The organism is Amnibacterium sp., from assembly GCF_036559085.1.
In the GTDB taxonomy this organism is placed as follows: domain Bacteria; phylum Actinomycetota; class Actinomycetes; order Actinomycetales; family Microbacteriaceae; genus Amnibacterium.
This window is the reverse complement of the sequence record NZ_DATBTU010000015.1, coordinates 22,434-32,498: the sequence shown is the minus strand read 5'-3', so window position 1 is coordinate 32,498 and position 10,065 is coordinate 22,434. Positions and strand designations below refer to the sequence as shown.

Sequence of the window (10,065 nt, the reverse complement as noted above, 5' to 3'; positions counted from 1 at the left end):
CGGAGCCGGACGCGGGCGGCGCCGGCGAGCAGGATCGGATGCGCCAGGCCGGCGGAGGCGAAGCGCACCGACTCGGCAGGCGGATTCGCGCGCGCGAGCAGCCCGCCCGCCGCGCGGCCGACCGCGGTACCGGCACCCAGGCCCGGCAGCGACGTCACGGACGACGGCCGGCCGCCCGGCGGGTTCACGATCACGCCACCCGGACCGCCCAGCGGCACGGACGCGGCGCCGCCGGGGTCACCGCCGAGCCCGCGGTACCGGGGCGCGGTGATGGTCTCGGGGAACGACGTCGTCGACGCCGGCACGTCGTACGTGAAGGTCGCCGGCACAGCCTCGTGGTGCTGAAGGTGCGCCGCGAGCCACGCGTCGACCACGCCGTCGGTGCCCGACGTGCCGCCGCCGTCGTGGCCGCCGTCGAACCAGCGCACCTGCACCGGAGCACCCGCGGCGGCGATCTGCCGGGCGTCCGCGTCCGCCTGGTCGAGGCCGAACAGGCTGTCCTGGAGGCCTTGCAGCAGCAGGGTCGGCGCCCGCATGCCGGAGAGCACGGTGGAGGGCGAGGACCGCTTCAGCAGCGCGAGGTCGCCAGAAGTCGGCGCGGCGCCGGTGATGAGCCGCTCGTAGAGCGAGCAGAACGCCGGCGTGAAGCGGCCGCAGGGGTCGGCCGAGGCGCCGAGGCCGTCGCCGAAGAGCCGCGACGACCAGCCGACCTTGAAGTCCCGCAGCGGCGTGGCGGCGGCGCCGACGACCGTGCCGGCGGAGGCGGGCACGAGCGCCTGCGCGAGGTCGTTCCAGGTGATCGCCGCGACGACGGTGTCGATCCGCGGATCCGTCGCGCCGAGCATGAGCGCCAGCGCGCCGCCGTACGACCCGCCGACCACGCCGACGACCGGATCGCTGCCGACCTTCCGGACCGCAGGGGTGCGGGCGAGCACGTCGACGAGCGCCCGCGCGTCCGGCACCTCGGCGTCCAGCGAGTCGAGGCCGATCCGGCCCCCGGATCGGCCGAAGCCGCGGGCCGAGTAGGCCAGCACGACGAAGCCCTCCCGCTGCAGCCGCCGCGCCTCGGAGGCGAGCGCGGTCTTGTCCTGCCCGAAGCCGTGCGCGAGTAGGACCGCCGGGGCGGGCGTCGAGGCCGGCGTGTAGATGTCCGCGTCGATCCGGATGCGGGCCGCGCTGCCGGGCGAATCGGGCACCGGGACGAAGAACGAGCGGACCGTCGGCGCTGCGGCCGCGGCCGGGGCAGGGAGCCCCAGGAGCACGGCCACAAGGCCGAGCAGCGCCAGGAGCGACGCGGACGCCCGTCCCCCGGCACCCCCGCGGAGCGGGAGCAGCGCGGCGATCACACAGGGATCCTCCCCCTTCCTCCGGTCTCCCCTGCGTCAGGAGGTCGAAGGAGTGCGGCCCGCGACCACGCCGGCGACCAGCTGCAGCACGACGACAACGGCGAGACCGAGCAGCGGGAGCACCCATCCGCCGGATCCGTCGTGGAGCACGCCGAACAGCGGCGGACCCGCCGCCGCGAGCAGGTACCCGATCGACTGGCCCATCCCGGACAGCGCGGCGGCCTCCGCGGTGTCGCGGGCCCGGATGCCGAACAGCGACAGCGCGAGCACGATCGAGGCACCGCAGCCGAGGCCGGTGAGCACGATCCAGAGCAGCGACGCAGTCGGCTCCGCGAGCTGCCCGAGGATGCCGGCGAGGATGAGCAGGGCCGCGACCGAGGCGGCCGAGCGCTCGTGGCCGCCCCGGCGCAGCACCGCGCCGCAGGAGAGGCTGCCGACGACGCCGAGCGCCTGGAACACCGAGAGGTGCCAGCCGGCGGTCGCCGCGGGGACGCCCGCCGAGCGCTCGACCGACGGCCACCAGGTGACGAGCACGAAGAACGAGACGGACTGCAGGCCCATGAACAGCGTGACCTGCCAGCCGACGGCCGTGGTCCAGGGCGATCGGGCCGGCCGCGGATTCACGACGACGACGGGGCGGTGCGGCTCGCGGCCCCGGTACACCGCGGCGAGGACCACCCAGCCGACGAGGGCGAGCAGCGCCCAGACGCCGAGCGCGAGGCGCCAGCCCGCGGCGGTCGCGCTCGCGATCGGCACCGCGAGACCGGCCGCCACGGCCGCGACACCGCTCTGCACAGCCGAGTAGAAGCCGGTGATCCGCCCCACGTGTGCGGTGTGATCCCGCTTCACGAGCGCGGGCAGCACCACGTTCAGCACCGCGATCGCTGCCCCGAGCAGCATCGTGCCGCCCCAGAGCGCGGCCGCGAAGGGCAGCGACCGCACGACCAGGGCCACCGCGAGCACGAGCAGCGCGCCGGCCAGCGACCGCTCGACGCCGAATCGGCGAGCGATCGCCGGCGCGACCGGCGAGACGACGGCGAACGCCAGCAGCGGGATGGCCACGAGCACCCCCGCCATCGCGTCCGACAGGCCGAGGTCCGCGCGGATGTCGCTGATCAGCGGCCCGACGACCGTGATCGACGCCCGCAGGTTCGCGGCGACGACGAGCACGCCCACCACGAGCAGGGCGGACGGGACGGCGGTCCGGGGAGCGAGCGCCGATCGGGTGGTCACCGCAGCATCCTGGCGCGGCACGCCTGGGCGAAGTGCACGGCACACCACGCGGTCGGGAGCCGATCCGCGCCCGGCCGTATCGCAGTCAGCACCTCGCGACGATCACCTGGCCATTCCGCACTCTGGGAAGAGGTGGGGCCTGAATCGGGATGGAGTGATTCGATCGTCACCTCGGATATCAGCTCAATGGTGATGCCGGGAGATGTACTCCTCGTCGTCCCAGTCGTCCGGCGGCGATGGTGGGCGCGGACGCATCGGGCGCCGAGGGCCGAAGGCCATGCGCCAGAAGAACATGAGCACGAGGACCCCGGCGCCGAGCACCGCGGCCAGCACGACGAAGAAGAGCACGAACCCGAGCACCTCGCCGACCACCTCTCCTGCATCCATGGGCCACTGCCTTTCCGGGGTCGATTCGAAGCGGATCCGAAGAATGGCATCGCGCGCCGACATCACCTGAAGAAGGTGATCCGGGCGGATTCACGGCCATCGCCCCCTGTTCTGGGATGGCTGTCACTGCCCCCGACGCATTAGCGTGATATCCGAATCCGCACCACCGATTCGCGACCGATATCGAAGGAAACGGGAATGACCGCCGCACTGCTCGCCGAGACGCCGACCGACGTGTCCGTCGTCCGCGCGCCCGCGACGCCCCTCGGTGCCGCCCGGGTCGCGATGTGGGGCGTCGGCCTGATCGTGGGCATCCCGGTGACCATCGAGGTCTCCCGGCTCTTCACGGTCGTGGTGCTGAGCCTCGTGCTCGGTCACTGAACGCTGCGCCACTGCGGTCCGGCGCGCCGCTAACCTCGGGCGCGTGAACCAGGAGATCGTCCCGCCGGAGATCGGCGCACCCGCCGCGAACTACGCGCACGCGGTGCTGGTGTCGGATCCGACGCGCTGGCTGCACACGGCCGGCGTCGTGCCCACGGACCGTGACGGCCGCGTGCCCGAGGGCGTGCCCGCGCAGGCGGAGCAGATCTGGCGCAACATCGGTGCGATCCTCCGTGAGGCGGACATGGGCCCCGAGCACGTGGTGAGCGTCACGACCTACGTGGTCGCGACCGAGATGGCCGAGGGGCTCGGCCAGGCGATGGCCGCCCGCGACGCGTTCCTCGGCGGCCGCCGGGCCGCGAGCACCCTCGTGACCGTCCCTGCGCTCGCGCAGCCCGCGTGGCTGCTCGAGATCCAGGTGGTCGCCGCCGCCTGAGCGCGCGCCGCCGTACCGTCTGCAGGACCGCGAGCGGTCTGCAGGATCCCGCGCGGCGCGTCGTCCTGCACACGGCCCGCGATCCTGCGGAACGCGCAGACCGCCGGCCGCATGTGACGCCGCGTTGCGTCCCGTGTCGTCACAGTCGGCGGGCGGGTGCGCCCGCTCCGTACGGTCGCCGCATGACGCTTCTCGATTCCCCCGCCATCTCCGACGTCGACGCCGCCGAGCGGTCCTCCCGCCTGCAGGAGGCCTCGGCCGCCTGGCACGGCCGCATCGCCGACGACGTCGCGAACGCCCAGCTCACCTACCGCGTGCGCGGTGCAGGTGAGGGCGCCGTCGCCACCCGGCTGCGCGCCGGCAAGCACCAGCTGCTCGTCGACGAGCCGGGCGCGCTCGCCGGCGACGACCGGGCCGCGAGCCCGGTCGAGTTCGCCCTCGCCGCGCTCATCTCCTGCCAGGTCGTCGTCTACCGCCTCTACGCGGAGGCGCTCGGCATCGTCGTCGACGACATCGACATCACGGCTGACGGCGACCTCGACGCACGCCGCCTCTTCGGCATCGACGAGGGCGTGCGAGCCGGCTTCACCGACGTGCGCCTCGACATCGCGATCACCGGCCCCGAGAGCGCCGAGCGCTACGAGGAGCTGAAGGCCGCGGTCGACGCGCACTGCCCGGTGCTCGACCTCTTCGCCAACCCGACCCCGGTGTCGGCAGCCGTCCGCAAGGCCTGACCCGGCTCCACCCGTTCAGCGTCGGCGGGCGGCGGCGAAGGCGGCCGCCGCCCGCTCGCCGTTGGCGTACAGGCGGGCTCGGGTCGCGGCGTCGATGCCGAAGTCGGTCGGCGAGACCCCGCTCGTGTCGACGATCACGGTGCGGGCGTCGATCCCCTCGTCCTCGAGCGCGTAGCGGTTCCACTGGCCGATGGCCGTCTCGAGCAGCGTGATCGCCTCCGCGATCGGCCCGTGCACCGGCTTGTCCGGCACGACCGCCGGCGGCGTGCTCCTCAGCCGCACGCCCCACGTCGGCCAGCGCGGAATACGGCCGTCCGTGCGATCGAAGACCGTGATCGGGAAGTACTGCAGCAGCCCGCCGTCCACCCAGGTGCAGGTGCCCTCGGGCGTCGCTTGCTCGAACGGCTGGAAGAAGAACGGCAGGGACGCGGACGCGACGACCGCATCCGCCACCGGATAGGCGTCGATCGCCGCGACCTGCGCCGGCACGGATGCGCGGTCGCCCTCCGGCAGCAAGTAGTGCGGCAGGTCCCACGGCAGCCGGACGAGGCAGCGGCGGGTGAGGTCCGTGACGTGGGTGACCAGCCGGTAGCGCTGCTGCGGCAGCAGATCGGTGCCGGGATCCGTCGTGATCCTGAGGTCGCGGAAGGTGCTGACCCCGGCCTCGGCGAGCCGGTCCGTGAGCCACGCGTGCAGCCGGTCGGTGCGGTAGAGGCCGGAGCGGCTCAGGAGCGCGCCCGCCTTGCCGAACGGCCCGGTGACGCGCTCGACCGGGCCCCGGGACTCGAGCGCCGCCAGGTCGAGCCCGACGATGTCGTCGTGCAGCCGGCCGAGCGGGATGCCCGCGACCTGGTACGCCGCCGCGAGCGCGCCGACGATCGCGCCCGCTGAGGTGCCGCCGATCCGTGGGAAGACGGCGCCGGCGTCGGCCAGCCCGACCACTGCCCCGGCCAGGGCGAGGCCGCGCACGCCGCCGCCCTCGAGCACGAGGTCGGCGCCACGGCCGACGGCCCGCTGCTCGAGGGTGGCGGGCACGCTCAGCCCTCCACTAGACGCAGCTCGGCGAGAAGGACTTCGGCAGGGGCCCGCTGTTGTGGTTCAGTGCGGCGAGCACCAGCCGCTGCACGACGGGGTCGTTCGGGGTCTGGTCGTGCTCGATCGGATCCGCGGGGCAGAAGTGCTGGATCACCACGTTCGTGACCTGCCACGACGGTCCGGCGAGCGCCTGGCTCGTGTACGGCGTGACGACCTCGTCGTGGGTGGTCGAGATCACGGTGTAGAAGACGTGCCCCTGCACGTCGCCGCCCGCGTTCAGCTTCTTCAGGAACGGCGAGCCCGCCTGCTGCTCCGCGCAGGCCTGGCACGCCGGGTCCGGCGCGGACGAGTACGGCGCGAGGGTCGGATCCCCCGTGGGGTTCGGCACGATCAAGCCCTGCGTGCCGTGGTTCGACGGCGCGATGCCGACGAGCGCGTGCACCGTCCTCGTGCCGCCGAGGAACTTCAGGTACTGCCGCGGCATCATGCCGCCCTGGCTGTGCCCGACGAGGTCGACCTGCTTCGTCTTCGTGGCCGCCAGCACGGCGTTCACGAAGGTCGACAGCTCCTTCGCCGAGTGCTCGATGAAGGCGGTCGCCGGGACGCCGTTCGTGTATCCGTAGTTCAGCGAGAAGACGCAGTAGCCGTGCGCCTTGAGGTACGGCGACATGGTCGCCCAGTTCTTCGCCATGCTCTCGAAGGTGCCGGGGACCAGCACGACCGGGTACGGATGTGCGGCCGAGACCTTGCACGACCAGTCGTTGGCGCCGGGCGGCGGCGCGTCCGTCGTGCCGGCGTAGGCCGGGGCGGCGACCGCTGCGCCCACGGCGCAGATCAGGCCGACGACGGCGAGGCGGAGAGACCGAGGCAACCGCATGAGAGCTCCTTCACGTCCGACGATGCACGTGCTGAGGACCGTACGAGCGCCTGCTGAGGGGATGCTCCGGAGCAGCCGAGGGGTGGCCGCGCAGCGCCGGACGGAGCAGGATTCCACCATGGCGAACCGGGATCCCGAGGCGGACGCGGTCTTCCGCGACCTGCTCGCGAGCTACGCCGGCTCGCCCGCGATCGAGGCGAAGCGGATGTTCGGCTCCGACGCCCTCTGCGTCGACGGGAAGATCGCCTGCTTCGTCAACGGATCCGGACGGCTCGTCGCGAAGCTGCCCGAGGTGACCGCCGAGCGGCTGCAGCGGCTCGGGCTCGCCGAGCCGATGGCGCTTGGTGGCCGCAAGCCGATGCGCGGCTGGTTCTCGATGCCGCTCGCGGAGGACGTCGACTGGTTCGCCCTCGCGGCCGAGGCCGTCGAGCACGTGCACGCCCTCGAGGTGGAGCGCACGCGGGTCTGATCCGGCGCTCAGCCCGTTCCGGCCGCGGTCCGGCGCGCCGGTTCGGAGCACGCTCACCGGTCCGTTTCAGGTGATCCCGGGTGCGTCGGCCCCCGTTCGGGAAAGGATCGGGATCACCGGGCGTGGGGGCCGGACGACATGGACACACAAGCGCAGACTGCCCGCGTGACAGCAGAGGCGGCACTTCCCGGTGCAGGTGACCTCACCGGGACCGCCCGGCGGACCGCGCGGCGGGTGGGGATCGGCGCGCTGACCGCCGGCGTCCTGCTTCTCGGCGGCGTGGCCCTGCACTCCACGGTGACGTCGGATGTCGACACGACGATGACGGTCGCGGAGCTCGACGCGACGATCGGCATCACACCTGCCGGATCGCTGCAGCTCGACCGGGCCCCGGCTTCCGTGCAGCGGTCCGCGCTCGACCGGGAGACCGGCGACTGGCGGGCGCTCCAGGCGAGCGGCCTGCCCGCCGGATCCGCCCAGCGCATCGGCGTCATGTTCACGACGACCGATCGCGCCGCCGCGGACCGTCTCGCCGGCGTGCTCGACCGTGCGACCGATTTCACGGTCGTCGTCTCCGCGCCGAGCGAGGGGCCCGCGTGGAACGTCGGTGCCGTCACGGCGCAGGTGCCCCTGACGGTCACGGTCGCGCACCAGCTCACCGAGCGGATGACCGAGGCGGCCTGGGCCGCGAGCAGCGCCACCTTCGCCGGATGGCACGTCGTCACCCGGTGACGCAGTAGCGGCGGGCAGGATGAGGGGATGCGCCGTGGTCTCTTCGTCGCCCCGTTCGACGTGCTCGCCGACCCGAGGCTGATCGGCGACCTCGCCGCCGACGCCGAGGCCGCCGGCTGGGACGGCTTCTTCGTCTGGGACCACCTCCGCTACAGCGAGCCCGTGCAGGCGATCGCGGATCCGTGGATCTGCATGGCCGCGATCGCGATGCGCACGCAGCGGCTCGTGTTCGGCCCGATGGTGACCCCGCTCCCCCGGCGCCGGCCGCAGGTGCTCGCCCGGCAGGCGGCGAGCCTCGCCGCGCTGTCCGGCGACCGGCTCGTGCTCGGCTTCGGGATCGGCGACGACTGGGGCGCGGGCGAGTTCGGTGCGTTCGGCGACGAGACCGACCCGAAGGTGCGCGGGCGGATGCTCGACGAGGGCCTCGAGGTGCTCACCGGGCTGCTGTCCGGCGAGCCGGTCGACCACGCCGGCGAGCACTACACCGTCCGTGAGGTCGCCTTCCTGCCGGCGCCGAGCCGGCCGATCCCGATCTGGATCGCCGGCCGCTACCCGAACCGCAACCCGCAGCGCCGCGCGGCCCGGTTCGACGGCTACTTCCCCATCCAGCTCGAGACGCCGGAGCAGCTCGCGGCGCTCCGCACCGAGGTGACCGGCGATCTCGTCGTCGACCTGCAGCCCGACGTCGATCCGGCTCCGTGGGGCGACGCCGGCGCGGACTGGGTGCTCACGCGGGTGGGCCCCTACCGGATCGACCTCGACGCGGTGCGGGCGATCATCAGCGCAGGGCCCTGATCAGCCCAGCATCCGATCAGCGCAGCGCCGTGACGGGCTCCCACGCGAGGCGGGCATCCGAGCGCGGATCGGACTCGACGCGGTCCTCCGCGTCGATGATCAGCGTGCGGCGCGACTCGGTGTCGTAGCGCGGCCAGTCCTCGCCCGGATCGCCGGCGCTCGCGAAACGCAGCCAGCGGGCGTGCATCCGCCGGACGACTGCCCGCGTCTCGTGGCGCCCGCCGAGCAGGCCGAAGAGCCGCTGGAACGCGGAGTCGGGCCGGCCGAACACGAAGTCGATCTCCGCGGCGTGCGTCGCGCCGAGGCCGACGCGCTCGAGCAGCGGCGTCGAGAAGTCGAAGCGGTACATCCACGTCGGCGCGACGGCGGAGTGGCCTGCGGCCGCGACGACCGCCGGCGCCCAGAAGACCAGGTCGGTGACCAGGCCCGCGATCGAGCGGCCCTTCGGATACGCGGGGTAGCCGCCGAGGATCGCCTGCCGCGCGCTCGGGAGGGTCTGCTCGAAGAGCCGGTCGACGTGGCCGGGCGTCGCAGCGAGGTCGCGGACGAGCAGCTGGAACAGGGTGCCCTCGTCGGCGTTCGTGCCGATCACGAGCGGCACGGGCGCGGCCCGGCCCTCCACGAAGGCGTCGAGCGGCCGCTGCGGCAGCACGTCGCCGTCGATCACGGGGGCGAGCAGCAGCACCCCGGAGTGCTCGGCGCTGATCCGGTCGCCGAGCCGCTTCGTCACGTCCATCAGCTCGCCGACGTCGGCGGAGCGCAACCGCTCGGGCATCTCGGCGGCGGTCGCGTCGAGGAGCAGCCGGAACTCCTCCGCCCACTCCGCGGCCTGCGCGGCATCCGGGATCGCGCCGATGACCGGGCTCTGCGCGATGGCGCGATGCACCAGGCCGCGCGCCGCCGGCACGCAGAGCAGGGTGAGCACGGCGGTGGCCCCGGCCGACTCCCCGAAGATCGTCACGTCGTCCGGGTCGCCGCCGAAGGCCGCGATGTTCTCGCGCACCCACTGCAGCGCCGCGACGAGGTCGCGCAGGCCGAGGTTCCCGTCGATCGGCGCATCCGGACGGCTGAAACGCGAGAGGTCCACCCAGCCGAGCGCGCCGAGCCGGTAGTTGACGGTGACGAAGACCACGTCGCCGCGGGCGACGAGCCCTGCGCCGTCGTACGCGGTGGCGCTGCCGGCGCCGATCCCGAAGCCGCCGCCGTGCAGGTAGACCATCACGGGGCGGCGCCCGGCGGACCGGGCCCGCCGCAGCACGGAGACGGTCATCGCGTCCTCGGACATGGGCGTCCGGCGGCCCGCGCCGGCCGCCGCCGAGGTGCGCGGCTGCGGCGCGACCGGACCGAACTCGGCGGCGTTGCGGATGCCCGTCCACGGTGCGAGGGGCTGCGGTGCGCGGTAGCGGAGCGGCCCGACCGGCGGCGCCATGTACGGGATGCCGCGCCAGGCGACGAGCCCGTGGTCGCGACGCCCCCGCACCAGGCCCGCGCGGGTCGCGACGACGAGCCCGTCGTCGCCCGCCAGATCGCTCATGTCGCTGAGCATCGCGCAACCGGATGAACGATTCCTATGGGAGCCGAAAGAACGGGTGTTGCCACTTTCTGCGGTTATCGGGCCCCCATAACCGCAGAAAGTGGCA

12 protein-coding genes are annotated in these 10,065 nt (G+C 73.7%); 6 read left to right on the top strand and 6 right to left on the bottom strand.

All coding sequences use genetic code 11. The features are described from left to right. The 3 genes from VIG76_RS02800 to VIG76_RS02790 form a co-directional block, all read right to left on the bottom strand. Positions 1–1,346, bottom strand: a 1,346-nt coding sequence (locus VIG76_RS02800; RefSeq protein WP_331950823.1) for an alpha/beta hydrolase, incomplete at its 3' end; no start/stop codon positions are given. Between the two features lie 36 nt (positions 1,347–1,382). Beyond that, a complete protein-coding gene (locus VIG76_RS02795; RefSeq protein ID WP_331950821.1) occupies positions 1,383–2,579 on the bottom strand; it encodes an MFS transporter in 1,197 nt (398 codons plus the stop codon). Positions 2,580–2,762: 183 nt separating this feature from the next. Continuing rightward, positions 2,763–2,966, bottom strand: coding sequence for a hypothetical protein (locus VIG76_RS02790; RefSeq protein WP_331950819.1), 204 nt, complete (start codon positions 2,964–2,966; stop codon positions 2,763–2,765). Between the two features lie 198 nt (positions 2,967–3,164). Between VIG76_RS02790 and VIG76_RS02785 the strand changes: the two genes are divergently transcribed. From VIG76_RS02785 to VIG76_RS02775, 3 genes are all read left to right on the top strand, one after another. Next, on the top strand, positions 3,165–3,347 hold the full coding sequence (locus tag VIG76_RS02785) for a hypothetical protein (RefSeq protein WP_331950817.1): 183 nt from the start codon (positions 3,165–3,167) through the stop codon (positions 3,345–3,347). Positions 3,348–3,390: 43 nt separating this feature from the next. Continuing rightward, complete coding sequence (locus VIG76_RS02780; RefSeq protein WP_331950815.1) at positions 3,391–3,783, top strand: RidA family protein; 393 nt, start codon at positions 3,391–3,393, stop codon at positions 3,781–3,783. Between the two features lie 182 nt (positions 3,784–3,965). Beyond that, positions 3,966–4,517: an OsmC family protein gene (locus tag VIG76_RS02775; protein ID WP_331950813.1), complete on the top strand. Its 552-nt coding sequence runs from the start codon at positions 3,966–3,968 to the stop codon at positions 4,515–4,517. Between the two features lie 15 nt (positions 4,518–4,532). Here the strand turns inward: VIG76_RS02775 and VIG76_RS02770 are convergent, their stop codons facing one another. Next, positions 4,533–5,552 (bottom strand): patatin-like phospholipase family protein, encoded by a 1,020-nt coding sequence (locus tag VIG76_RS02770; RefSeq protein WP_331950811.1) that lies wholly within the window; start codon positions 5,550–5,552, stop codon positions 4,533–4,535. Between the two features lie 13 nt (positions 5,553–5,565). Continuing rightward, positions 5,566–6,429: an esterase/lipase family protein gene (locus VIG76_RS02765; protein ID WP_331950809.1), complete on the bottom strand. Its 864-nt coding sequence runs from the start codon at positions 6,427–6,429 to the stop codon at positions 5,566–5,568. A 118-nt stretch (positions 6,430–6,547) separates the two neighbouring features. Between VIG76_RS02765 and VIG76_RS02760 the strand changes: the two genes are divergently transcribed. From VIG76_RS02760 to VIG76_RS02750, 3 genes are all read left to right on the top strand, one after another. Continuing rightward, entirely contained in the window at positions 6,548–6,898 is a 351-nt protein-coding gene (locus VIG76_RS02760) for a TfoX/Sxy family protein (RefSeq protein WP_331950807.1), read from the top strand. Positions 6,899–7,063: 165 nt separating this feature from the next. Beyond that, complete coding sequence (locus VIG76_RS02755) at positions 7,064–7,630, top strand: hypothetical protein (protein WP_331950805.1); 567 nt, start codon at positions 7,064–7,066, stop codon at positions 7,628–7,630. Positions 7,631–7,657: 27 nt separating this feature from the next. After that, on the top strand, positions 7,658–8,425 hold the full coding sequence (locus VIG76_RS02750) for an LLM class flavin-dependent oxidoreductase (protein WP_331950803.1): 768 nt from the start codon (positions 7,658–7,660) through the stop codon (positions 8,423–8,425). Positions 8,426–8,441: 16 nt separating this feature from the next. On the opposite strand, the gene VIG76_RS02745 is transcribed toward VIG76_RS02750, so the two are convergent. After that, positions 8,442–9,959, bottom strand: a complete 1,518-nt coding sequence (locus VIG76_RS02745; protein ID WP_331950801.1) for a carboxylesterase/lipase family protein — start codon at positions 9,957–9,959, stop codon at positions 8,442–8,444. Positions 9,960–10,065 lie beyond the last annotated feature (106 nt).